Origin of the sequence: Staphylococcus sp. HMSC06C11 (genome assembly GCF_001808345.1) — a bacterium.
GTDB lineage: Bacteria > Bacillota > Bacilli > Staphylococcales > Staphylococcaceae > Staphylococcus > Staphylococcus capitis.
Window position 1 is genome coordinate 42029 of record NZ_KV793036.1, and the last position, 23857, is coordinate 65885.

23 protein-coding genes and 1 riboswitch are annotated in these 23857 nt (G+C 32.6%); of the genes, 10 read left to right on the forward strand and 13 right to left on the reverse strand.

The features are described from left to right. Positions 1-10 precede the first annotated feature (10 nt). The 8 genes from HMPREF3154_RS02860 to xpt all read right to left on the reverse strand — a co-directional run bounded on the left by HMPREF3154_RS02860 (position 11) and on the right by xpt (position 10081). Positions 11-1222 carry an ATP-grasp domain-containing protein gene (locus tag HMPREF3154_RS02860; RefSeq protein WP_023349899.1) on the reverse strand — a complete coding sequence of 404 codons (1212 nt, stop codon included), beginning with the start codon at positions 1220-1222 and terminating at the stop codon, positions 11-13. After that, positions 1219-2466, reverse strand: a complete 1248-nt coding sequence (locus tag HMPREF3154_RS02865) for an ATP-grasp domain-containing protein (RefSeq protein ID WP_023349900.1) — start codon at positions 2464-2466, stop codon at positions 1219-1221. The genes HMPREF3154_RS02860 and HMPREF3154_RS02865 overlap by 4 nt, the downstream gene beginning before the upstream one ends. Before the next feature lie 3 nt (positions 2467-2469). Next, positions 2470-4179 carry a hypothetical protein gene (locus HMPREF3154_RS02870; protein WP_070474361.1) on the reverse strand — a complete coding sequence of 570 codons (1710 nt, stop codon included), beginning with the start codon at positions 4177-4179 and terminating at the stop codon, positions 2470-2472. A 5-nt stretch (positions 4180-4184) separates the two neighbouring features. Beyond that, positions 4185-4424 carry a ferredoxin gene (locus HMPREF3154_RS02875; RefSeq protein WP_002434152.1) on the reverse strand — a complete coding sequence of 80 codons (240 nt, stop codon included), beginning with the start codon at positions 4422-4424 and terminating at the stop codon, positions 4185-4187. Positions 4425-5009: 585 nt separating this feature from the next. After that, the gene (gene guaA, locus HMPREF3154_RS02880; protein WP_023349905.1) at positions 5010-6551 is read right to left on the reverse strand and encodes a glutamine-hydrolyzing GMP synthase; all 1542 of its coding nucleotides are present in this window, start codon (positions 6549-6551) and stop codon (positions 5010-5012) included. Between the two features lie 178 nt (positions 6552-6729). Beyond that, positions 6730-8196 carry an IMP dehydrogenase gene (gene guaB, locus HMPREF3154_RS02885; RefSeq protein ID WP_030061277.1) on the reverse strand — a complete coding sequence of 489 codons (1467 nt, stop codon included), beginning with the start codon at positions 8194-8196 and terminating at the stop codon, positions 6730-6732. A gap of 38 nt (positions 8197-8234) precedes the next feature. Then, positions 8235-9503, reverse strand: coding sequence for a xanthine permease PbuX (gene pbuX, locus HMPREF3154_RS02890; RefSeq protein WP_030061278.1), 1269 nt, complete (start codon positions 9501-9503; stop codon positions 8235-8237). Then, the gene (xpt, locus tag HMPREF3154_RS02895) at positions 9503-10081 is read right to left on the reverse strand and encodes a xanthine phosphoribosyltransferase (RefSeq protein ID WP_070474333.1); all 579 of its coding nucleotides are present in this window, start codon (positions 10079-10081) and stop codon (positions 9503-9505) included. Before xpt ends, pbuX begins: the two co-directional genes overlap by 1 nt. A 288-nt stretch (positions 10082-10369) precedes the next feature. Continuing rightward, a riboswitch (purine riboswitch) is annotated at positions 10370-10472 on the reverse strand. Between the two features lie 216 nt (positions 10473-10688). Here xpt and HMPREF3154_RS02900 point away from each other — a divergent pair. The 4 genes from HMPREF3154_RS02900 to HMPREF3154_RS02915 all read left to right on the forward strand — a co-directional run bounded on the left by HMPREF3154_RS02900 (position 10689) and on the right by HMPREF3154_RS02915 (position 14546). Beyond that, on the forward strand, positions 10689-11096 hold the full coding sequence (locus HMPREF3154_RS02900; RefSeq protein WP_002434071.1) for a YflT domain-containing protein: 408 nt from the start codon (positions 10689-10691) through the stop codon (positions 11094-11096). Between the two features lie 160 nt (positions 11097-11256). Further along, positions 11257-11925, forward strand: a complete 669-nt coding sequence (locus tag HMPREF3154_RS02905) for a hypothetical protein (RefSeq protein WP_023349907.1) — start codon at positions 11257-11259, stop codon at positions 11923-11925. Positions 11926-12041: 116 nt separating this feature from the next. Next, a complete protein-coding gene (locus HMPREF3154_RS02910; RefSeq protein ID WP_030061279.1) occupies positions 12042-12896 on the forward strand; it encodes a hypothetical protein in 855 nt (284 codons plus the stop codon). A 261-nt stretch (positions 12897-13157) separates the two neighbouring features. Continuing rightward, positions 13158-14546 (forward strand): L-cystine transporter, encoded by a 1389-nt coding sequence (locus HMPREF3154_RS02915; protein WP_030061280.1) that lies wholly within the window; start codon positions 13158-13160, stop codon positions 14544-14546. Between the two features lie 58 nt (positions 14547-14604). On the opposite strand, the gene HMPREF3154_RS02920 is transcribed toward HMPREF3154_RS02915, so the two are convergent. Further along, the gene (locus HMPREF3154_RS02920) at positions 14605-15360 is read right to left on the reverse strand and encodes an NADPH-dependent oxidoreductase (RefSeq protein WP_030061281.1); all 756 of its coding nucleotides are present in this window, start codon (positions 15358-15360) and stop codon (positions 14605-14607) included. A 159-nt stretch (positions 15361-15519) separates the two neighbouring features. On the opposite strand from HMPREF3154_RS02920, the gene HMPREF3154_RS02925 reads away from it, so the two are divergent. The 5 genes from HMPREF3154_RS02925 to HMPREF3154_RS02945 all read left to right on the forward strand — a co-directional run bounded on the left by HMPREF3154_RS02925 (position 15520) and on the right by HMPREF3154_RS02945 (position 20337). Continuing rightward, the gene (locus HMPREF3154_RS02925) at positions 15520-16299 is read left to right on the forward strand and encodes a 2-keto-4-pentenoate hydratase (RefSeq protein ID WP_049427022.1); all 780 of its coding nucleotides are present in this window, start codon (positions 15520-15522) and stop codon (positions 16297-16299) included. 446 nt (positions 16300-16745) lie between these two features. Beyond that, complete coding sequence (gene ahpC / locus HMPREF3154_RS02930) at positions 16746-17315, forward strand: alkyl hydroperoxide reductase subunit C (RefSeq protein WP_030061284.1); 570 nt, start codon at positions 16746-16748, stop codon at positions 17313-17315. A 14-nt stretch (positions 17316-17329) separates the two neighbouring features. Continuing rightward, a complete protein-coding gene (ahpF, locus tag HMPREF3154_RS02935; protein ID WP_030061286.1) occupies positions 17330-18853 on the forward strand; it encodes an alkyl hydroperoxide reductase subunit F in 1524 nt (507 codons plus the stop codon). Between the two features lie 321 nt (positions 18854-19174). Then, entirely contained in the window at positions 19175-19801 is a 627-nt protein-coding gene (locus HMPREF3154_RS02940; protein WP_030061288.1) for an NDxxF motif lipoprotein, read from the forward strand. A 158-nt stretch (positions 19802-19959) separates the two neighbouring features. After that, complete coding sequence (locus HMPREF3154_RS02945; protein ID WP_023349914.1) at positions 19960-20337, forward strand: hypothetical protein; 378 nt, start codon at positions 19960-19962, stop codon at positions 20335-20337. Between the two features lie 107 nt (positions 20338-20444). On the opposite strand, the gene HMPREF3154_RS02950 is transcribed toward HMPREF3154_RS02945, so the two are convergent. The 4 genes from HMPREF3154_RS02950 to HMPREF3154_RS02965 form a co-directional block, all read right to left on the reverse strand. After that, positions 20445-21023, reverse strand: a complete 579-nt coding sequence (locus tag HMPREF3154_RS02950; RefSeq protein WP_030061291.1) for a histidine phosphatase family protein — start codon at positions 21021-21023, stop codon at positions 20445-20447. A gap of 27 nt (positions 21024-21050) precedes the next feature. After that, positions 21051-21683: a LysE family translocator gene (locus HMPREF3154_RS02955; RefSeq protein ID WP_070474336.1), complete on the reverse strand. Its 633-nt coding sequence runs from the start codon at positions 21681-21683 to the stop codon at positions 21051-21053. A gap of 340 nt (positions 21684-22023) precedes the next feature. Next, a complete protein-coding gene (locus HMPREF3154_RS02960) occupies positions 22024-22878 on the reverse strand; it encodes a patatin-like phospholipase family protein (RefSeq protein WP_002434588.1) in 855 nt (284 codons plus the stop codon). Positions 22879-23040: 162 nt separating this feature from the next. Next, positions 23041-23295, reverse strand: a complete 255-nt coding sequence (locus HMPREF3154_RS02965) for a GlsB/YeaQ/YmgE family stress response membrane protein (protein WP_002434433.1) — start codon at positions 23293-23295, stop codon at positions 23041-23043. A 301-nt stretch (positions 23296-23596) separates the two neighbouring features. On the opposite strand from HMPREF3154_RS02965, the gene HMPREF3154_RS02970 reads away from it, so the two are divergent. Continuing rightward, positions 23597-23857: a hypothetical protein gene (locus tag HMPREF3154_RS02970; protein WP_002434577.1), complete on the forward strand. Its 261-nt coding sequence runs from the start codon at positions 23597-23599 to the stop codon at positions 23855-23857.

A 23857-nucleotide genomic window follows, 5' to 3' on the forward strand; every position in this document is an offset into this window, starting at 1 on the left:
CTCCTTTATTCTATTGATGATGTTCCCATATAACATTTTTTTCATACCATTCATTGACAATATTAATTCTAGAAATAAGTTCATTTTCACTGTTGCCTTCTATTACAACAGATATGATATGATCAACACTTAATTGCGCATCGTTATATGTTTTATTTTTTTTAGCAAAAATTTTAGTCGCTACTACCCAGTCAAAATCTAAATTTTTCTTAATTCCTTTATAGACGCCACGTTGAGGTGGAATCAAAACAAAACCAGAGTATCGTTCAACTGGTTCTTGTGGAATTGAAATAGTATGTTCCTCAAACATTTGCAAATATAAACTTTCTTTATTTAAGTGTATATACGTCGAATTTTGAATCACTTTTCCTATTTCTGCGCCTCCAGTTCTACTGCCTATTTCACAAAAATAAACTTCGCCACTGTTAGTTACGAAAAATTCAGCATGAAATGAGCCGTTTGGAAAGCTAGGTAATATATCTATGACTTTTTCAGCTTGTGCTTTTAAAATTTTATTGATCGAATTTTTTTCTTCAATCATAAAACTCGATAAAGGTTGATTTTCTTGAAATTCTAAACAGCCTTTATAGTATTTAGAAACATAAGAAACGATGACTTCATGATTTTGAATTAATCCATCAACATGATACATTTCTCCATTGATAAATTCTTCGATTTCATAATTATTTATATTTAGATTTTTTTCAAAAAAGGCGTCTATGTCTTGTTGATTCTTAATAATATATACATCCATGGATCCTGAACCATAGATTGGTTTTAAAACCACAGGATAGCTCGTTTGTTGAATAAACTTTTCAACTTGTGTTTTAGAAATTACTTTTTCAAATTTAGGAATATTTACAGATGAATCATATAGTAATTGTTTCATCAATATTTTATTTCTATATGATTCCGCACTCATCAATAACTGACCGGGACAATGTAGTATCTCTCTTAACCGCGCACTCCGTACAACGTCAAATTCCGATATGGATAATACATTTGTGATATTGTACTTTTTGCTTAGCTGTATCGCTTTAGTTTCAACCTCCACGTTATCCATGTAATTTTCAAATGCTTCAATTAATAAAAAATGCTGTGAATTGAATGTATGTTCTTTTTCTACTGGACAAAAAAGAATAATATTTTCTTTAGCATTAGGAAACCATAAATCGTAAGGCGTTTTGTTTCCATCGGTACTAGACAATATAATTACAGTCATTGTATCTCAACCTTTATAAACGATTCGATTTCATCGATAGTATTTTCAATATCTTCAGTGCTTTCTCCTTCTAAAATAATATTTGCAATGAAGCAACTAGAGAAATGTTGTGGTGGCATAATGACTTCATCGCCTTCTTCTTTCAAAGGTATGACGGCAATGACTCCGGGAATTTCCATAATAAAATCTAGACCTGCAATTTTTTTGAACAGTCCACTTTGATGTGCACGTATACTATAAAAGCATAATTTTTTATTACCATTTTCATAATCTGGCCAGCTATCTTTAACATTATTTCCAATAGCAACATCAATGATTTTTTCGATAAATGAGTGACCCGAAGAGAGTCTAATAAGATGCGACGTTATGAAGCCACCAGCTGGTCTCGCTGCAATCTCTATCACTTTAAAACCAGATTCCGTCAACCGACCTTCTAAATGAAATGCACAGTGATCAATTTTTAAACTTTGAATCGCTAATTTCGTTTTCTTTTTAATTTCATCTTTCACCTTTTCAGGCTTATCAGAAGGGAAAAATGCAATATATTCTAAAGAAAATTTAGGTGTTACCCTTTTATCAGTAATTCCAGCAATAAATACTTCTTTATTTTGCACAACACCTTCGACAGAGAACTCTTCTCCTTCAATGTATTCTTCATAAATATATAGATTAGGGTAGTAACTATAAACCTTATCTTTATTTGGGGAGGTAGAATCCAATAATAAATTAAAAGTATCTTCCAAATGTGCTTTACTTTCAATTTTAAAAATACCTTTGCTACCAGAGGCACCAACTGGTTTTAATATACCTGGCATTCCAATATTAGCTACTGCCTCTTTTAAATCATTCAAGCTTTTAACCTCTTGAAAATTTGGGCAAAGCCCCTTAACACTCGACATAGCTTGTCTCATAAAATATTTATTTCTCACATTTTGTACTATTTCTGGATTAATACCAGGCAAACCCAATTCTTTGTTTAAAAATGACACAAGCTCTACATCTTTATCTGACCAAGTAAAAACACCACTAATTTTTATATTTTTGTTGTATTCAATAACTGTATTAATCGTTTTTTGAATATCATAAGAATCTATAATAATTAATTCATCTACTAATTTTCCGATTAACTTAGGATTTTTATCTGCCATTAAGACAACACGATACCCTAAATTTTTAGCTTCTATAATAGGTTGAACTCTTTCTACCTTATGGCTTCTTATATTTATAAACAATAAGGTTTCCATATCCTAACCACCCACTTTATCTTTAGTATATTTATTTTGGTACCATTCTCTACTATAAATATTGATATTTATTTCTTTCTTGGTTTTTTTACATATATCAAACCAAGATTGAAATAATGACTTCAATATTTCTTTATAATATATAGCGATGACTAGGTCATTCTTACTGTAATCACTTCCGCTTTGCTTCATTAATCTTAGATCAAAAAATGCGTTATATATTGTTGCCCCATTTTCAATAAATCCCGGACAACGTATGGCATGTTTAACTTTAGCGAACACATGTCCTTTATGATGCTGATCACTCCACATAGTTATGTCAGCCATAACAGGTGGAAAATAAAAATGACGAGTGATCCTTGTTTGATTATTCAAAAAATTTCCCGGGGTATAATGCCAACTGTTATATTCCATTCTTTTACTTATAGCGGTAAGTATTCCTGCTAATATTTTAGAATTATCTTGAAATGCATCTTTCATGAGTGAACTTGGGATAACACAACAAAAATATTGATTTTGTCCCCAGTTAAAAATTTCTTCTAACTTATCTTTTTGATGGGCTTCATAAAATTTGAGTGGCGCTCTAAAACCTCTAGCCATACCTATATCGGATGAAGTTCGGTCAATTGCTTTATTGATAATCATATCCATAATTTTTTCAATCATTTGATATGGTTCTTTATCAATATTTTTCTCTATAATTTGGCAAAAATAATGATAATAATCTTTTTTGAATTTAATTGAGGTAAATTTTTCTAAATCAGTTTTTAAGCTACCGTCATTTAGTTTAGCTAGTTCGCTTTTATCGATATATCTTTCCTCTTTATGTAAATTCAGACCATTGATATACCTGTAGATTAAATAGCTATTTTCAATTTCTTTTCTCAACGAATATATACGTGCCGCTTGTTTTTCTAGGCTAAGACTACTATTCGTCTCTCTTTTCAAAATATGACTATATTCTTTGATTTTTTCATTAAAATAATCTTTTAAAAATGACAGCGAGAAATGTATACCATTTACTTCCTCTCCACGTGAGGGAGGTCCAGATTTAAGTAATAGATACATATTAAAAACAAAAATTTTTTCTGCTTTATCCCATTTTTCAGCACTTTTATAGGGCAAATCATTTAATAAAAAGTCCTCTGTATCTCCATCGAATTCTTTTATCAAATTATTATAATTATAAAATGTACTAAAAGTTTTATCTTTAACATAAAGCAATATGGGTGCCATGTGATAGATATTAAACTTAATAAATTTTATTATTTCGTTAATCTCATCTTTGCTTTTACCTTTGAAAAAGTTCTTTACTTCTTTATTGTATATTTCTTCTATCTCTAACGCTTTTCTTATCTTTTCATTTATGATTTTTATCACTTGTTCATTTACAACGAAGTAACCTAATACAAGTGCATAATCATCAAAAAAGTTATCCGCACCCAAGAGTATTCTTCCATATTCAGTTATACCGAAATAAATTCTATTTTCATCAACATTTTCTAACTCAGAAGTAAAAACGATTCTAGAATTATGTTCGGTTAAACATTGATAAATAGCATTTTGTTCTATATTGAGACTTTTCACTCCAACAGATTCAGCTATTTTCCCATCTAACGTAAAAAGCGTACGAATAATTGTAGATGGATTCTTTAAACGCTTAACTTTATTTTGAACTTCTAACAATAACTTGCCAAAACCATTTTTATTCATATTCATCACTCACCCTTTTCATTAAAAGGATGTTGCGATATTTTAATTGATTCTGTTGGACATCCCTCAAGTGCATTTTTCAAATGTTCAATTTCATTAGATGGCACCGATTCACATCCGCGGTTATTATCTAAGCACGCATATGCAATATCTTCTACATCATATTTAAATAAATTAGGAGCAGCTACTCCACAGGCAGCACATGAAATACAATTTTCTCTATCTACATAAGTATAATAGTTCATATAGAATCCCCCTTATATTCAATTCTCAATGTGCAAGTGGAAATATTGATATATTAATCATGATTTTCTAAAAGAATGATAGCTAGAAATACATTGCTTATACAAAAGATAATTTCTCTAAAATCATATTATTTTAATTTTATATAAATCCCCTTTTCCCACAATCCCAAAATAATTTTAACTTTTCGAGTGTAATTTTGCAATAAAGATGAAAATATAAATTAATAAAATAATAGAAGATAGCTTCATTAAACAAAAATATAGAAAGAAATACATATACTTTAAATATTTATGCAACAAAGTTTTTATTTTTTTATATTTCATAATACAAAGCAAATAAATAGTGGTAATAAACTTCAGAGTGGGTTTAAGTTAAATTGTTAAAACGGTAGGCTAATAGTTATAACTTAATAAATCATCATTTCTTTCCTTCTGTTTATTAAAGTGAATAACACACCAAAAAACCTTTAACCACAATGGCTAAAGGTTTAGAAATGCGTAATCATAACGTATTCAATATAAAAATAAATAGGCTAGAGACCCTATTGTTATGATGTCTCTAACCTACTTAGTATGATTATTTCATTATTCCCATTCAATTGTACTTGGGGGCTTAGAAGTAATGTCATAGACGACGCGGTTTACGTGGTCAACTTCATTTACAATACGACTTGAGATCTTTTGTAAAACTTCCCAATCAATACGAGCAAAGTCACTTGTCATTCCATCAATGGATGTCACTGCACGAATACCTACAGTGTGATCGTACGTACGATAGTCACCCATCACACCTACCGATTGAATGCCAGGTAAAACTGTGAAATATTGCCAGATATCTCTTTCAAGACCTTCTTCTCGCACAACTTCACGTAAAATTGCATCAGATTCGCGTACAATTTCTAATTTATCTTCAGTAATTTCTCCAAGTACACGAATACCTAAACCGGGACCTGGGAATGGCTGTCTCCAAACTAAGTGCTCTGGAATGCCTAATTCAATACCTAAAGCACGTACTTCGTCTTTAAATAACGTGTTAATCGGTTCGATAAGCTCAAATTCCATATCTTCAGGTAACCCACCTACGTTATGGTGAGATTTGATTGTTTGAGCCGTTTTAGTACCAGACTCAATCACATCAGTATAAAGCGTACCTTGAGCTAAGAAATCTACATCCGTTAATTTAGCCGCTTCATCGTCGAAAACATAAACAAACTCATTACCTATAATTTTACGTTTTTGTTCTGGATCAGACACGCCTTTTAACTTGTCCATAAAACGGTCTTGCGCATTAACACGAATAATATTCATATCAAAGCCTTCACCGAATTGCTCCATGACCATATCGCCTTCACCTTTTCGAAGTAAACCATGGTCAACAAATATACAAGTTAATTGATCGCCGATTGCTTTATGTAACAACACTGCTACCACTGATGAATCTACGCCACCACTCATAGCACATAAAACTTTACGGTCGCCAACTTGTTCACGAATCTTCTCTATTTCAATTTCAATGAAATTCTCCATTGTCCACTCGCCTGTACAATTACAAACGCGACGTACGAAGTTTCTTAATAAGTCATTACCATATTCAGTATGACGTACTTCTGGATGGAACTGAACGCCATAAATACGACGTGATTTATCTTCAATCGCAGCATAGTTTGTACTAGGACTATCTGCAATCACTTCAAACCCTTCAGGAATCTCAATGACTTTATCAGAGTGGCTCATCCATACAGTTTGTTCTGAAGGTAGTCCAAAGAATAACTCATCAGATTTAGCATTGATAATAGCCTTTCCATATTCACGCTCGTTTGCACGCTCTACCTTACCACCTAGAAGTTTTGTCGTTAATTGCATTCCGTAGCAAATACCTAATACAGGGATACCTAAATTATATATTTCAGGATCAATTGTAAATGAACCTTCTTCATATACAGAATTAGGACCACCCGAAAGTATAATTCCTTTAGGATTCATTCGTTTGATTTCTTCAATTGAAATCTCATGATCATGTAATTCACTGTAGACGCCCATTTCACGAATACGTCGTGTAATTAATTGATTGTATTGGCTACCAAAGTCTAAGACAAGAATTAATTCTTGCTCTTTCGCCATCTCCATAATTGCGAATCTCCTTTATTATTGTGATTTTTATGTATAAAACTTAGAGAAACGCTCCTCCCAGTGCTATACTTCGCTATCATTTTTCATCCGATTATCCGAAAAAGAATTTCAAGCTAACATATAACATAGTCATGAAGAGCGATCTCTAAAATAATGAATGTATTTCAATTCCTAATTAGAAAGAATAATTTGGTGATTCTTTAGTAATTTGAACGTTATGAGGGTGACTTTCCGCTAAACCAGCAGGTCCCATGCGAGTAAATTGGGCTTCTTCACGTAGAGCTTTAAGGTCTTTCGAACCAGTATAACCCATACCTGCTCTTACACCGCCCATAAGTTGATAAACAGTGTCTTGTAAAGGACCTTTGTATGCTGTACGTCCTTCAATACCTTCTGGAACAAATTTTCTAGGAGCTTTATCTTCTTGGAAGTAACGGTCGTTTGAACCTTTTTCCATAGCACCTAATGAGCCCATACCACGATAAACTTTATATTGTCTTCCTTGGAATACTTCAGTAGCACCTGGGCTTTCTTCAGTACCAGCTAATAAGCTACCTAACATAACGGCATGTCCACCTGCTGCTAATGCTTTGATAATATCTCCTGAGAATTTAATACCACCATCGGCAATAATAGCTTTGCCATGTTTACGTGCTTCAGTCGCGCAATCATATACAGCAGTAATTTGAGGAACACCAACACCTGCTACAACACGTGTCGTACAAATAGAACCAGGTCCAATACCTACTTTAACAACGTCAGCGCCTGCTTCAAATAACGCACGTGTAGCTTCAGCAGTGGCAACGTTACCAGCTACAACAGTTACCTCAGGATACGTGTCTTTAATGTGTTTAACTTGATCGATAACACCTTTAGAGTGACCGTGCGCTGTATCAATGATTAATGCATCGACACCCGCTTCAACAAGTTTTTGAGCGCGGATTTCAGTATCTTTAGACGTACCGATAGCAGCTGCTGCTAATAATCTACCGTATTCATCCTTAGCAGCATGTGGGAATTCAAGTACTTTTTCAATATCTTTAATTGTAATTAAACCTTTCAATTTACCATTTTCTACTAAAGGTAGCTTTTCAATTTTGTGTTCTTGTAAAATTGCTTCTGCTTCATCTAAAGTTGTACCTACTGGAGCTGTGATTAAACCTTCTTTCGTCATCACATCTGAAATTTTAATTGAGAAATCTTCAATAAAACGTAGATCACGGTTAGTAATGATGCCTACTAAATTTCTGTCAGAGTCGTTATCAACAATTGGAACACCTGAAATGCGATATTTACCCATTAAAGCTTCTGCTTCGTAAACACTTTCATCAGGAGTTAGGAAGAAAGGATTAGAGATGACACCATTTTCAGAACGTTTTACTTTTTGTACTTCATCAGCTTGTTCTTCAATGCCCATATTTTTATGAATAACACCTAATCCACCTTGGCGTGCCATTGCAATTGCCATTTTTGATTCTGTTACTGTATCCATACCTGCAGAAATTACTGGAATGTTTAATTTAATTTTATCTGATAATTCAACGCTTAAATCTACGTCACTTGGTAAAACATTTGACTCAGCTGGAATGAGTAATACATCGTCGAATGTTAAAGATTCTTTAGCAAACTTATTTTCCCACATTTAAAAACCGCCTCCATTTTTATTTATAATTAGTTACATTATTTCACATTTTCATCACTTTGTTTATAGTTTATACCATTAAAAAAGAAATTTAAGATAATTGCCGAAATAGCACCCAATACAATTCCATTTTGAGTTAACCAAGCGAATTGATCTCCTAAGCTTTTGAACGCTTGGGGAACGGCACTAATACCTGTTCCTAAACCAACAGATACAGCAATGATTAATAGATTGTTTTGATTATTAAAGTTAATATTTCCTAAAATACTTACCCCATACGCCATTACCATTCCAAACATGGCAATCATAGCTCCCCCTAATACAGGGAGTGGGATAATATTCGCTAATGCACCTAACTTAGGAATACAACCACAAATGAGTAGTAAAATAACCATCCCATAAATAACGTTGTTCTTTTTCGCACCTGATAGTGACACAAGACCAACATTTTGTGAATAAGCAGTATATGGGAATGAATTAAATACAGATCCTAAGATGATGGCTAGACCTTCCGCAGTGTAACCCTTACGAAAATCTTTTCTCTCAAGTTTTTTACCAGTTATCTCACTAAGTGCGTGATAGACACCTGTGGATTCAATTAAACTTACGATTGCTACAATAAAGAAGACAAGTGTCGAACTTAGATCAAAGCCAAAACCTGAGAATCTAAATGGTAAAGGTAAGCCTACCCAGTGTGCATCTCCCACTTGTTTAATATCTACAAGGCCAAACACTGCTGCCAAGGCTGTACCTAGAACTAGACCTATTAAAATAGCTATCGATTTTAGGAAACCTTTAGTAAATCTTTGTAATACCAAGATGATAATTAAAGTCACGCCACCTAAAATTAGATTTTTAGGATCCCCATAATTTTTAGCACCTTCTCCACCTGCTAGATAATTCATTGCGACAGGCATAAGATTAATTCCAATTATTGTAACTACACTTCCTGTTACTACAGGTGGAAAGAATTTAACTAAATAGGAAAAGAATGGTGCAATAATAACAACTAAAATTCCTGATACAAATAATGAACCATAAAGTACTCCTAAACCTTTTGTCTGCCCAATTAAAATCATCGGAGCGACTGCTGTAAATGTACAGCCTAAAACAATAGGTAATCCTGTACCTGTTATTTTATTAGCTTGTAAAAATGTTGCTACACCACACATGAAAATATCAACTGTTACTAAATAAGCAATCTGTTCAGAGGAGAACTTCAAACTCGTACCGACTATAATAGGTACTAAGATTGCTCCAGCGTACATAGCTAAGAGATGTTGAAGACTTAAAATGAAATTTTTCATTATTGCTCACCTAAGAACGTCACTTTATTACCTTTTAAAGAAGCTACTTTACATAGCGACGTTACATTTAGACCTTCGTTCTCAAGTCGTTGACGTCCGTCTTGGAAACTTTTTTCAACCACAATACCAATACCTACAGTTGTTGCTTTAGCTTGTTGCACGATATCATTAAGACCTAATGATGCGTCTCCATTTGCAAGGAAGTCATCAATAATAAGAACTTTGTCGCCCTCTCCAAGAAATTCTTCAGAGACAATAACTGTGCTTGTCTTGTTTTTAGTAAATGAATGAATCTCTGTGCTATAAAATCCATCTTTCAAAGTACTAGGTTTAGCTTTTTTTGCGAATAGACAAGGAACATCAAAATGGAATGCCGCCATAATAGCAGGGGCTATACCGGACGCTTCAATAGTTAAAATCTTTGTTATTCCTGCGTCTTTATACGCGTCATAAAATGTCTGACCTACTTCATTCATTAGCGTTGCATCAATTTGGTGGTTTAGAAATCCATCCACCTTTAAAATCTTCTCATCGATGACTACACCGTCTTCTTTGACTTTACGTCCTAACGACTCCACTCAAAAAACCTCCTCAAATAATTAATAATTTGAATAAATTAGATATAAAAAAATCCTCAAACTAAAATTTAATAGTTTCAGGATCTACGAGTGAACATGCAATACTTTGCATTAAAGCAAAAATAAGAAGAAGTTACGCAAAATTAGTCCTAAAAACGTTTATTAAAATTTGATAAAGCTTAATTACAATTGCGCTAAAGGTATTTATGTACAAATACTCACTTCATAGCTATAAGACATATCAAAAACGTTTTACTTTGTGTTGTTTTACGATCTAAACTGCTCTTAATGTATTGTATTGTTACTCATAGTCATGTCGTTTGAGGCGACACGGTAGAAACTTCTAAAGCCATATTCTCTAGATTATATGAGTCATATAAATTATTTAATGATAATAGCAAACTTTTTGTGTATTTTCAATATGGTTAGAGGTAAGTTAATGATTGCAATATCAACAATTAATTGTGAAATCGCTTTAATTTTCAACTATTAATTCATATTGGAAAAACCTAAATCAAAATTATATAATTATATATGTAAAAGTTTTATATAAAAGGACAAGGGTATAACTTTGTAAAGCAAGTTTTAAGATGAAGGGGCGATAACCATGGCAGAAATTACTGTAGTAAATGACAAAAGTGAATTATATAATGTCATTAACCAAAAGAAATCTGAAGGCTATTTAGAAACTGAATTAGCAGTTATTAGTAAAAGTAAATTACACTTAGATGACCTACACAATTCTCAAATCTCTATGATTGCCACAAGTGGTTCATTTAGTGATCGCATGTCTCGTTTATTAACTGGCGAAGATGGTGAAGAGGCTGTTCTTTCTCGTTACAATTTAACTGAAGATGAATTAGAATCACATAAAAACGACATTTTAAATGACAAATTATTACTTGTAGCAAATCGTGATCGTTCTTCTCACGATGAAGTTGAAGAGAATAATTCAGCTTATGAAGAGATAGATATTACGCATTATGCTGCTGAATCAAAAGGTCCTAAATCATAAGTTCTTATAATTAGAACGTTTCAATTTACGTCACCACAATGTTTACGTTAAAAATCGTAGACCTTGTGGTGCTTTTTTATAAATAAATCACTCACAGGCAGTGAATAGAGCTTATAATTATCCTATAATAGAATAAATAAAATTTGATGGGGGCAGTGTTATGGAGTTTAAAACGATTCAAACCGCTAAAGATCCTTTATTTGAAAAAGCACTCCAATTATATGATGCAAAATTAGATATAAGTTTAAGTGAAGATAGTTCTATATTTAAACGTTCACTTGAAAATAACAAAACTGAAAATGACTATGCATTCGTTGTAGGTATAGAACATGACCAAGTGGTTAGCCTTGCTACAGCTCACTATGAAGCGACAACCAATGCCGCGTTTCTAATCTATTTAATCGCCCAAGATGGACCTAATCATGACGAGCTCATTACTTTAACGTTAGAGGAAGTCGAAAAACAACTTAATCTTTTATCCAACGAAGTTCATGATAGAGACATTAATTTTATTATGCTCGAAGTTCCAAAAGAACCAAAGACTGTTGATGATAAAACTGATAAAATTCTTGAACATCGAAGACAATTTCTTTATGAACATGAATTTGAAAAGCAAGAAGAAATTGACTACATTCATCCAAATTACGCCTTGAATGAAGAATCTAAAAAAGTTGACTTATTTATTAAAGCCAATATCGAACTCACGAAAGACATATACGGTACGAGTGTTAAATCAAATTACATTCTTAAATATGTCTTCGCTAATGGAATTTCACGCGATATTATTTATCCCCTTTTAGAAGAAATGAATTTAAGAACCCCTCTATAGAACAACTTGAAATCACAAGCGAGAAAGAGTAAACTATCATATGAGGTAAGACTGACGTTTCACTGACCGAAGACAAACGTCACTATACATAAACCAAATATGAAGGGACTTTTTCAATGTTAACCAAAGAATTTGCACAACGTGTCGAACTAAGTGAAAAACAAGTCCGTAAAATCGTACAACACTTAGAAGAACGTGGATATCAACTTAGTAAAACTGAATATCGTGGACGTGAAGCTACAGATTTTAAAGAAGAAGATATTGAATTATTTAGAGATATCGCTGATAAAGTAAAGCAAACTAATAGCTATGATTTAGCATTTGATGAACTTGAAAAAGAAAAAGATTTCTTACAAGTAATTGTAAAAGATGAAGATAGCCAATTACCTACTGACCAAAATGTTGCGCAGTTAGTTGAAGATTTACGTAGCGAAATTCAAAAAATGCGCGAAGAACGCCAAATGCTTGGCCAAATGATCAATCAAGTTCATCAACAACAGCAAGAACTTAAAGATTTACAAACTGAAATCACAAACAAAATTGATGCGAACACTGAATCTTTAAAAACTATTCAAACTTCACAAGAAGCTATTCAATCTTCTCAAGAGAAACAAGCAAAAGAAATCAAGAAGGCGAATACGCAATCTAGTGAAACTGTATCCTCACCATCATTAAGTGAGAATAAGGAGAAAGTTATTTCTGAAAGTACATCATCTACTAAAAGTGAAAGCGCAAGCACATCTGACTCTCTCTCTACATCTCAATCAGAAAGCAGTAATTCATTAAACGGAAGTGCATCAAATTCTCAATCACCAAGTACCACTGTAAGTACTTCAGAACAACCAGAGTCAACTCATAGTGAATCTACTATTAACTCTAACTCAACAACATCGTCTCATTCACCTAACGAAATGAACACTCAACCTAGAGAAGAGAAAAAAGGATTCTTTGCGCGTTTATTTAATTTATAAATGAGCATACAACTTCTAAACACTTATCTGAGTATGTGTTAAATACACATATTTAGGTAAGTGTTTTTTAAATCACCGTGTTTCATCGCAACTACCCACACCCTACTCTACACATTCTCTTTTATTTAATTATTCAGAAAATTATTTCTATATTATTTTCATAAAAAATGAATTCAACTACCTTGAATTCTATAATCGCGAGTAATACCCTTATTATATATGTCGGAATACTATATTTTAGAACAAAGGAGTATATACATTATGGAAGCATTCTTCACTATTATTAACGTAGTAGTGTTAATTATTTTCATTATTATGTTAAACATAATGGCTAGAAAACATGTTTCATTTCCTAAACGTGTATTTACCGCTTTAGGTATAGGGATTGTATTAGGAATAGCTTTACATCTTATATTCGGAGCAGAATCGAAGGTATTAAAACAATCCACAGATTGGTTTAGTATCGTGGGCGATGGCTATGTTGCCTTACTTCAAATGATTGTAATGCCACTGATCTTCGTTTCAATTGTGGTAGCTTTCAGTAAAATCCAGATTGGAGATAAATTTGCTAAAATTGGGACATTCATTTTTATGTTTTTAATTGGCACTGTAGCCATTGCAGCTATTGTCGGCATCATTTACGCTTTAATCTTTGGACTTGATGCTTCTTCAATCGACTTAGGTAGTGCAGAACATTCTCGCGGTACTGAAATTAGTAAGCAAGCTAAAGATTTAACTGCAAACACGTTACCTCAACAAGTTCTTGAATTACTGCCAAGTAATCCATTCTTGGACTTTACAGGTCAACGTACGACATCAACTATCGCAGTTGTCATTTTTGCAACTTTCGTCGGTTTTGCATATTTACGTGTTGCACGCAAAGAACCAGAGTATGGAAATCTGTTAAAACGTGGCATTGAAGCTGTATACTCAATCGTTATGGCCATTGTAACTTTCGTTTTAAGATTAACGCCATACGGTATACTAGCAATTATGGCTTCTACATTAGCAACCAGTGACTTTGCGGCAATCTGGACTTTAGGAAAATTCTTACTCGCATCTTATGCTGCTTTAATCACAATGTATCTCATACATTTAATCATTTTAGGAGTATTAGGTGTTAATCCAGTTAGATATGTTAAGAAAACTTTAGAAGTGCTAATCTTTGCTTTTACTTCTCGCTCAAGCGCGGGTTCTCTGCCATTAAATATCCAAACCCAAACACAACGTCTAGGTGTACCTGAAGGTATCGCAAACTTCTCAGCTACATTTGGTTTATCAATAGGACAAAACGGTTGCGCGGGAATTTACCCTGCTATGCTAGCAATCATGGTTGCGCCTGTGGCACATGTACACATTGATTTTCAATTTGTCATTACGCTAATAGCTGTTGTTATCATTAGTTCATTTGGTGTTGCAGGTGTTGGTGGCGGCGCTACATTCGCTTCCATCTTAGTACTATCTACGTTAAACTTACCTGTGGCACTTGCAGGTGTACTCATTTCTATTGAACCGCTCATAGACATGGGGCGTACTGCATTGAACGTGAATGATTCAATCTTAGCTGGTACAGGTACTGCACGCTTAACAAAAAATTGGGATAAACAAACATTTGAATCTAATAATTATGGGGAATTATCTTCAAACTGATTTGAACAATAAGTAAGACGCACTCACAACTAAGTGGGTGCGTCTTTTTTTATTTGCATTAACGTTTTATAAATCCAGCTTTATTAAGTTGGTCTAGCATATCTAGCCTAGTTTTTCTTCCTAAGAAAGATTCAATTTGTTCGGTCCAAGTTTCAGTTCTTTCGCCATTTGTACGTTCTTTATAATAATCACTAACCACTTGGTCATATTCATCTAATTCACGACGTTGTTTATCATTACTTGCATCGTAACTATTTTTATGGAAAATGTGTTCAAATGGTAAACGTGGTTTAGGCTCACCATCTTCATCCTCAGCGGGTTCTCCTACAGCCATACCAAATAGAGGGAAAGTATAGTCAGGTAAGTCTAAAATTTCACGAACACGACCTACATCATTACGTAGGGAACCTAAATAAACGATACCGTAACCCATATCTTCAGCTGCTACAGCCATATTCTCAGATACAAGAGCCACATCAATCGTGCCTACTAATAAGCCTTCAGCTGAACCGTATGAGACTTCCATATCTGAATCCACTTTTTCATTTACTAAACTATGACGGTAATAATCTAGAACGAAGACGAATAAATAACCATTATCTAACACATAAGGTTGCCCTGAAACTTCTTTTAAATTTTCTTTAATTTCGGGATCATCAACACCTATAATTGAGTAAGTCTGAAGATAACTAGAAGTTGATGCGCCTTGTCCAGCCTCAACTAATTTCTTCACAGTATCATCACTAAGAGGACTATCTTTGAACTTTCTTACTGAATGATGCTTACGCATTAAGTCGTATACATAATCTGACACACTAATCACTCCTAATAAATTTATACACATATGATAAATCCTAATTTGTCTTTAAATATTCTATACCCTGAACAAAGGACTTTTAAATTTATTTGCACACAGCTTATTTAAAAGTTATCATAATAGTATTAATTTTCAGATATTTTAAGGAGAGATATCATGACTCAAGCTATTAAAAATATTTCAAATGCCCTTTTCAATTCTTTTAAAAATAAAAAACCTATTGATTTTGTAAGCGAAAATTACAATATCACTGAGGAAGAAGCTTATTTAACTCAAGATGATTTAATTGAACAGCTAAAATTTAAAGATCGTACACATGTTGCTGGATACAAAGTGAGTATGACGAGCGCTACAACACAAGCAATTGCTCATACTAATGAGCCTGCTTATGGCACTATTTTATCAGATAAAATAGTAAATAATGGTGACGCTGTCTCACTTTCTTCATTATTTTCCCCATTATTAGAACCAGAAATTATGTTTATTGCAAAAGAAGACTTACCTTATGATGCAGATTTACAAACAATTATTCTTAATACTGAAATCGCTGCCGGCATTGAGATACCTGACGCAAGATATAAAGATTGGTTCCCGAATTTCACTCTTGGTGATTTAATTTGCGATGATACTGCAACAGGATTGATTGTTGTAGGAAATAAAGTAGATCCTTTAGATATAGACGCATTTGCGCATGTACAATTGAATTTATATAAAGATGAAGAATTAATTGCTACAGGTGACTCATCTGAAGTATTAGGTAACCCTCTCAATGCTGTACTTTGGCTTATTAAAAAGTTACATTCCCACGGTAAACAAATAAAAAAGGGACAAGTCATTTCTTCAGGAACATTCATCTCTCCGCTTAAATTAGAGTATGGTACGTATCGTGCAGAATATAGTGGAATAGGTACCGTAGAGTTTAAGGTTTCTAAATAAAACTAAACCAAATAGAGTTAAATTCAAAATAGTAACAATTATTTTGAATTTAGCTCTATTTTATTTATATAAACTGTCATAAAAGAAAATTGAGGGTACAGATGTTATCATTAATGTATAGATGTAATAAAATTACACTCCATTATCAATGAAACATGTTTAGTTGAGAATGATATGTGTTATTTATGGTATAAGAAGTGGTTGGAAAAGAATATTACATTCGATAAATTAAGCTTCTTATCACTTTATAGTTCGCATTGTTCATCTCTAACATGACGCTATATAAAGGCTATTGTTATTCATTTTCTCAATTAAAAAGTTTCTCAAGTTGACTATTTAGATTGTAGATGTGATAATACTTATCAAGAGATTAGAATTATTATAAACAAACAATTATTGTTAACTAATTCTAATTTATACTTAAAAATTTCAGGAGGTATTTACCTATGTCTTTAATTAACAAAGAAATCTTACCTTTCACAGCGCAAGCTTATGATCCAAAAAATGATGAATTTAAAGAAGTTTCTCAAGAAGATTTTAAAGGTTCTTGGAGTGTAGTATGCTTCTATCCTGCTGACTTCTCTTTCGTATGTCCTACAGAATTAGAAGATTTACAAAACCAATATGATAAATTACAAGAATTAGGTGTCAACGTATTCTCAGTATCAACTGATACTCACTTTGTACACAAAGCTTGGCATGATCATTCAGATGCAATCAGCAAAATCCAATATCAAATGATTGGTGACCCATCTCAAACAATCACTCGTAACTTCGATGTATTAGATGAAGAAGTTGGTTTAGCTCAACGTGGTACATTCATCATCGATCCTGATGGTGTAGTTCAAGCAGCTGAAATCAACGCTGACGGCATCGGTCGTGACGCTAGTACATTAGTTAACAAAATTAAAGCAGCTCAATATGTACGTCAACATCCAGGCGAAGTTTGCCCAGCTAAATGGGAAGAAGGTTCTGAATCATTACAACCTGGTTTAGACTTAGTAGGTAAAATCTAAGGAGGCATTAAAAAATGCTTAATGCTGATTTAAAGCAACAATTAAAACAATTATTAGAGCTAATGGAAGGCGACGTTGAGTTCATCGCTAGCCTTGGCTCAGATGATAAATCTAAAGAACTTAAAGATTTACTAGATGAAATTGCTGATATGTCAGCACGCATCACTGTAACTGAAAAAGATTTAAAACGTACACCAAGTTTCTCTGTAAATCGCCCAGGTGAAGAAACAGGTGTTACATTTGCAGGTATTCCATTAGGTCATGAGTTTAACTCACTTGTATTAGCGATATTACAAGTAAGTGGCCGTGCTCCTAAAGAAAAACAATCTGTGATTGACCAAATTAAAGGTCTTGAAGGGCCATTTCATTTCGAAACTTTCGTTAGTTTAACTTGTCAAAAATGCCCTGACGTTGTTCAAGCATTGAATTTGATGAGTGTTATTAATCCTAACATTACGCATACTATGATTGATGGTGCAGTTTTCCGTGAGGAGTCTGAAGACATCATGGCTGTACCAGCTGTCTTCTTAGATGGTCAAGAGTTCGGTAATGGCCGTATGACTATTCAAGATATTTTAACTAAATTGGGAAGCACTCAAGATGCTTCTGAATTTAATGATAAAGACCCTTATGATGTTCTAATCGTAGGTGGTGGTCCTGCAAGCGGTAGTGCTGCTATCTATACTGCACGTAAAGGACTACGTACAGGTATTGTTGCTGACCGTATTGGTGGTCAAGTTAATGATACTGCTGGAATTGAAAACTTTATTACTGTTAAAGAAACAACAGGTTCTGAGTTTTCTTCTAACCTTGAAGATCATATCTCACAATATGACATTGATACGATGACAGGTATCCGTGCTACTAATATCGAGAAAACTGATTCAGCAATTAAAGTTACTTTAGAAAATGATGCTGTACTAGAAAGTAAAACTGTGATTATTTCTACAGGTGCAAGTTGGCGAAAACTTAATATTCCTGGTGAAGATCGCCTTATTAATAAAGGTGTAGCATTCTGCCCTCACTGTGACGGCCCTCTATTTGAAAATAAAGATGTCGCAGTTATCGGTGGCGGTAACTCTGGCGTTGAAGCAGCTATCGATTTAGCAGGAATTGTTAAGCATGTTACTGTATTTGAATATTCATCTGAATTAAAAGCAGATAATGTCTTACAAGATCGTTTACGTTCTTTATCAAATGTTGATATTAAAACGAACGCTAGAACTACTGAAGTTCTTGGTGAAGACCATGTTACCGGTATTAGTTATGAAGATTTAAATAGCGGTGAAACTCAAGTAGTAAATCTTGATGGTATTTTCGTTCAAATCGGTTTAGTTCCTAACACTGCATGGCTACAAGATGCTATTGAACTAAACGGACGTGGCGAAGTAGTCATCGATCGTGATAACGCGACAAACGTTCCTGGTGTATTCGCAGCAGGTGACGTGACAGATCAGAAGAATAAACAAATTATAATTTCAATGGGTGCTGGCGCTAACGCTGCGTTAAATGCATTCGACTATATTATCAGAAACTAAATGATAATTATTTACCTATCATAATATCTTCACACTAAAAGAGCCTTAATTGTTAAGGCTCTTTTGCTTCAGACTGTTGGCAAAGTATCAGACTTTGTCGGCAGTTTTTTTATATTCAATTAATATTGTAACGATGTAGTTTTATATCATTGGATCAGAATAGTGAAAATGATTTTATACACGACACAAAATAGTCATACATCACTATGAATTGTAGTTCTTAAACATTCAAATATTTTTTCATAAATGATACTCTATAATGTGTGTAATAACTAAAAATAATACTTAATTATAGAGATGTTAAAGGAGTTCCATCATATTATGAAAAAAAGAGTAATTTTAAGTTTACTAATTGTGCTCGCCTTGGTACTTTCAGCTTGTTCAAATCAAAGCGAGGATGATAATGACCAAAATAGTCATAGTAGTACTCATGCACCTAAAAAAGCTAAAAATATGAAAGAAAAAGACATTTTCTCCTCTAATAAAAAGGGACAAAAAATAAGTGATGCTGAAATGAAAAATGCTCTTAAAACATATTTACAAGCTAATAGCGATATTCTTGATAATAAATACGTAATGCAACATAAGTTAGATAAACAAAGTGATAGTAGCCCTAAAATCACTAAATCTCAGGCAAACAAATTAAGCGAATTATCTAATTTAGCTGTTAAAAATGATTTACGTTTCAAAAAATTTGTTAAAAACAATCACATTCCACAAGAATATAAAGATCCAACACAACGTATTATCAACTATTTCAACGCTTTAAATAGTACAATTGCAAATGTTGATGAAGATATTGAAGAATTAAATTACCAACCTCAAAATTCAATCAATGTCGTTGACGTACCTACTAAATATGCAGGTGACGTCAATAAAAAACAACAAGATAAAATCACTAAATTCCTCGATAAAAAAGGAATTAACACTGAAGTATTTAATAAGTAATCAATTAAAAATACCTCTATTTGATGAGATTTAACATCAAATAGAGGTATTGCTTTTTAACCTTTGAAAGCGCTAACAATTTACTTCACACTAATAGTGTCTAATGTATTTATTGTATAGAAACTAAAAATTTTACAAATTTTATTAGGAGTGACTCGATGAAACTACGTGTAAGTTTTATAATTCTAGCGATACTAGGATCAATTGGCGCGATTTTAACACTTGCTAAGTATCCGAGCGGCCCAAATACTATTAATTATGACGAGCCTTGGCAAATATTCACTGCTATCGTTACTCTATTAGTGAGTGCTTTACCAGCTTTAATATTAGGATTCTTCAATAATTTAGTATGTAGAATCGTATCGGCAATAATACAAATTTTTGCATTAATGCTTTGGTTCATCTTAGCCGTAGTCACTTTTTTAACAGGGTATATACAACCTGGTTTAATGAGTGGTTTAACAGTCGTTTTGATACTAGTAAGTACTATTATCACACTTTCTGTGGGCTACAAAAAGACACAGTCTTATGCATAATTATAAACTTTAAATATTGATTATTAAGACACCCATCAGTCTTATTTCCTAAAAAAATAGTGAATGGATATAAGAGGATTTAGCCTACTCATATCCACTCACTATTTTTATTTATGAACTAAATATGGATAACAGTTCTTAATCTCGGCATCTAAAGCATCTTCTTTATTGAGTTCACCTAAATAAACTAATATACATCTTATAACTACTTGATGAGCAATTATAACTATATTTTCATCGTCATGATTTAACTCCTCATTAAAGAAGTGCTCAATACGTTCATAAACATCTTGATAGCTTTCACCCTCAGGTGCTTTTTGACTAAAGCTATGTCGAAAGTCTTTAAACTCTGGGTCATTGAAGTATCTTTCGTATTCTACATCTTCACTAACCTCTTGTTTATTTTTCCCTTCAAATACACCTAATGAACGTTCTCTCAACGATTTAGTGAACGTTGTAGGTATATTATACGGAAAGATACCCTCATATGTTTGTTGTGTTCTCAACAAATCAGAGACATAAACATGTTCAATCTTCTTATTAGTAAAATAAGTGACTAAATCTTGCGCACTTTGCATACCTTTTTCAGTTAAAGGAACGTCTAATTGGCCACAAAAATATGGTTTACCATGTTTATTATCATAATTGGACTGAGATTCACCATGTCTTACAAGATAGATATTCATTTTATAATACTCCTTAAAATTATATGATTAACTACTTTTACTTAGTAGTAAATTAATTGATAAACCAATTAATACGATTCCAACTACATAGTCAAAAACCACTTTGAACTTAGGTTTACTAAATAATAGTTTAATATATTGGAAAATAAACACACAGAATAAAAACCATAAACATGTAACAAGTACTACTGATAAAGATAAAACAGCTACTTCTGATTTTACTTGAATACCTCCATTTGAGAGAAATTGAGGTAAAATACTCACGTAAAATAATAATGCTTTAGGATTTAAACTTGTACTAAGAAAACCTTGTCGATAAGATGTTAAATAGCTTACATTTCTTACATCTTCCAACGCTTCCTTACTAAAATTCATTGTACTATGGGCGCTTCTAATACTTTGAATTCCTAAATAAATAAGATAACAAGCACCTAATATTTTAATAATTAAAAAGACGTAATATAAACTAGTCAATATGTATATAATGCCGAAAATTGCTAAAGAAGAATAAAGAATATGTCCTGTAGTAATTCCTAATGCTGCTACTATCCCATTCATTTTACTAGAATTAATTGTATTTTTCATCACAATTAAAAAATCAGGACCTGGCACAATGATAATCAGTAACGTAATAATAATGAATGAAAATAGTCCTTCCATACGCGTCCCCTCCTTGATGTCGTTTTATACATTAACAATTATTACATACAAAAAATCATAATGTAAGACCTCCCTAAGACATCCCTGAAGTTCTATAATTGTGAAATTTTAGAAAAAACTCCATTTTCAATATCTTATCTCAAATTGCTATTTTGCGAATTTGATTTATAGTTTTAAAAGAATTTAAAAAATTATTATTGTCAGATAAATGTGAATCATGATACTATTAGAGTGTAGTTAGTAGTAACTACAAAGTCTTTTATATTCATGAACATAATACTCCTGGATGGCGTAACCCAGCGCCATCCTCTTTTTTTGTCTAAAATCTAATAAATCATTATTATAAATTTTTTAGAAACTCTTTCACTTTATTTGAATCTGCAAGTCCTTGTTCTCTGGATGCTGCTGCAATTACTTTTCTAATACTTGGGTCAACTGGATTATTACCCATTTCATTAAACTTAGCTACTACACTAGCATTCGGTATTAATGACAATACTTGTTTGCCTTCTTGTATTAATTGATCAACTTGCTGCTTTAAACTTATAGGCGTATCTACTTGGACATTAGGTGAAAGAATAATTACTTTCTCAGTCTCAGTAGCTAAATCTGCATTTTCCATTGAATAGGATCCGCCATCTGAATATTGTTTACCGTCAATCGTAGTAGGAGGCCATACTCCTGGAAGTGAAGAACTTGCACTTAAAGCTTGATGGATATTTATATTATCTTCTTGCTTCCAAGTCTTTCTACGTACAGTTTCAATATCAGTACCAGTAATTATTAAGTTATCTCCCCATTGGATATCACCTATACGTTCTTTTATTCTTTTAATATGTTCATCTTCTGTTACAGCTACTTGGTATGTTTTCGCAAATTCACACAATTTCTCAACCCAGTCATCTCCATTAGTAGCTTCTTTAGTTATACGTTCATATTCATCGAATACTTCTCCCATATTAGGGTTAGGATTAACTTCATTAATTTCTTCATCAATTTGTTCATTCCAAATCTCTTCCCAAGTTTTATTTGATGCGATTACGGCACCAACTTGTGAACCCGCTGAAGTTCCAATAATTTGTTCAGAAAGTCTTAGCTCAATTCCATGATCAGCTAATCCTTTTAGTAAACCAATTTCCCAGGCAATACCATATTGGCCACCGCCACCTAATACTAAAGTGATTTGTTCAGACATTTGAGCAACCTCCTTATTTAATCTTATAGTATATTTTACCCTGGGACACGTCCTATCATTCGAACAATTGTTAATGATGTTAGGTATGCAAGATATATAAATTTAAGCAATAAAAAAGATGACCCCTTAATGAGGTCATCTCATGTAACTTATCTTTATTGTTTATTTCTTTTTGAATAAACGTAAAACTAATGAAATTAAAAAGATTAAAATAATTGAACCAAGTAACGCTGGGAAGATGTGAATTTTACCTAATTGTGGACCCCAATGTCCAAGAATTGCAGTACCTACCCATGAACCTACGATACCTGCGATAATATTACCTAAGATTCCGCCTGGGATATCTTTACCCATAATTAAGCCGGCAATCCAACCAATGATACCACCGACAATGATCATACCTATTAATCCAAACATAATGATTGTCTCCTTTACTTAATAATTATTTATCCAATAGTAATTGATACCCTTCGACAGATTTATTAAACAAATTTACGAAAAAAATTTATTTTAATTTAAAAAAGAAACATTTATTATCTACTTTCAATAGAAAAAAACACTTACTTTTAAAGTATTTATGCATCGTAAAAATACTAAGTATATTTTAATAGTAACATTGTAAAATTGCCTTCATGACAACAATAATTTGTATGTTAAAATATTTGAGTAATATTTGCTTAGCGCTCATAAAACTCTTATTTTAGGAGGTTTACGTCATTTGAATAGTAAATTGAACATACTCAAATTTTTAAATAAATTTTTCCAAATTATAGGTTTCTTATCAGTCATTACAATTTTATTAATCATTACATTTAATTTTTTCATTTATGGCCATCTGGAAGGTAATTTTGAAATAGGATTTAACATTAAAAGTAAACAAATCTATATTATGACTACGTTAATTATCTTAATTATAGTTTGTACTATTGCTTCTCTAATCATTAGAAAAATTGAATATAAAAAAGAAAAAAATCAATGA

Coding starts and splice junctions, on each gene's coding strand:
- HMPREF3154_RS02860 (WP_023349899.1), bottom strand. CDS start 1,222: ATGACTGTAATTATATTGTCTAGTACCGATGGAAACAAAACGCCTTAC.
- HMPREF3154_RS02865 (WP_023349900.1), bottom strand. CDS start 2,466: ATGGAAACCTTATTGTTTATAAATATAAGAAGCCATAAGGTAGAAAGA.
- HMPREF3154_RS02870 (WP_070474361.1), bottom strand. CDS start 4,179: ATGAATAAAAATGGTTTTGGCAAGTTATTGTTAGAAGTTCAAAATAAA.
- HMPREF3154_RS02875 (WP_002434152.1), bottom strand. CDS start 4,424: ATGAACTATTATACTTATGTAGATAGAGAAAATTGTATTTCATGTGCT.
- guaA (WP_023349905.1), bottom strand. CDS start 6,551: ATGGAGATGGCGAAAGAGCAAGAATTAATTCTTGTCTTAGACTTTGGT.
- guaB (WP_030061277.1), bottom strand. CDS start 8,196: ATGTGGGAAAATAAGTTTGCTAAAGAATCTTTAACATTCGACGATGTA.
- pbuX (WP_030061278.1), bottom strand. CDS start 9,503: ATGAAAAATTTCATTTTAAGTCTTCAACATCTCTTAGCTATGTACGCT.
- HMPREF3154_RS02900 (WP_002434071.1), top strand. CDS start 10,689: ATGGCAGAAATTACTGTAGTAAATGACAAAAGTGAATTATATAATGTC.
- HMPREF3154_RS02905 (WP_023349907.1), top strand. CDS start 11,257: ATGGAGTTTAAAACGATTCAAACCGCTAAAGATCCTTTATTTGAAAAA.
- HMPREF3154_RS02910 (WP_030061279.1), top strand. CDS start 12,042: ATGTTAACCAAAGAATTTGCACAACGTGTCGAACTAAGTGAAAAACAA.
- HMPREF3154_RS02915 (WP_030061280.1), top strand. CDS start 13,158: ATGGAAGCATTCTTCACTATTATTAACGTAGTAGTGTTAATTATTTTC.
- HMPREF3154_RS02925 (WP_049427022.1), top strand. CDS start 15,520: ATGACTCAAGCTATTAAAAATATTTCAAATGCCCTTTTCAATTCTTTT.
- ahpC (WP_030061284.1), top strand. CDS start 16,746: ATGTCTTTAATTAACAAAGAAATCTTACCTTTCACAGCGCAAGCTTAT.
- ahpF (WP_030061286.1), top strand. CDS start 17,330: ATGCTTAATGCTGATTTAAAGCAACAATTAAAACAATTATTAGAGCTA.
- HMPREF3154_RS02940 (WP_030061288.1), top strand. CDS start 19,175: ATGAAAAAAAGAGTAATTTTAAGTTTACTAATTGTGCTCGCCTTGGTA.
- HMPREF3154_RS02945 (WP_023349914.1), top strand. CDS start 19,960: ATGAAACTACGTGTAAGTTTTATAATTCTAGCGATACTAGGATCAATT.
- HMPREF3154_RS02950 (WP_030061291.1), bottom strand. CDS start 21,023: ATGAATATCTATCTTGTAAGACATGGTGAATCTCAGTCCAATTATGAT.
- HMPREF3154_RS02955 (WP_070474336.1), bottom strand. CDS start 21,683: ATGGAAGGACTATTTTCATTCATTATTATTACGTTACTGATTATCATT.
- HMPREF3154_RS02960 (WP_002434588.1), bottom strand. CDS start 22,878: ATGTCTGAACAAATCACTTTAGTATTAGGTGGCGGTGGCCAATATGGT.
- HMPREF3154_RS02965 (WP_002434433.1), bottom strand. CDS start 23,295: ATGTTTGGATTAATAGGTATGATCATTGTCGGTGGTATCATTGGTTGG.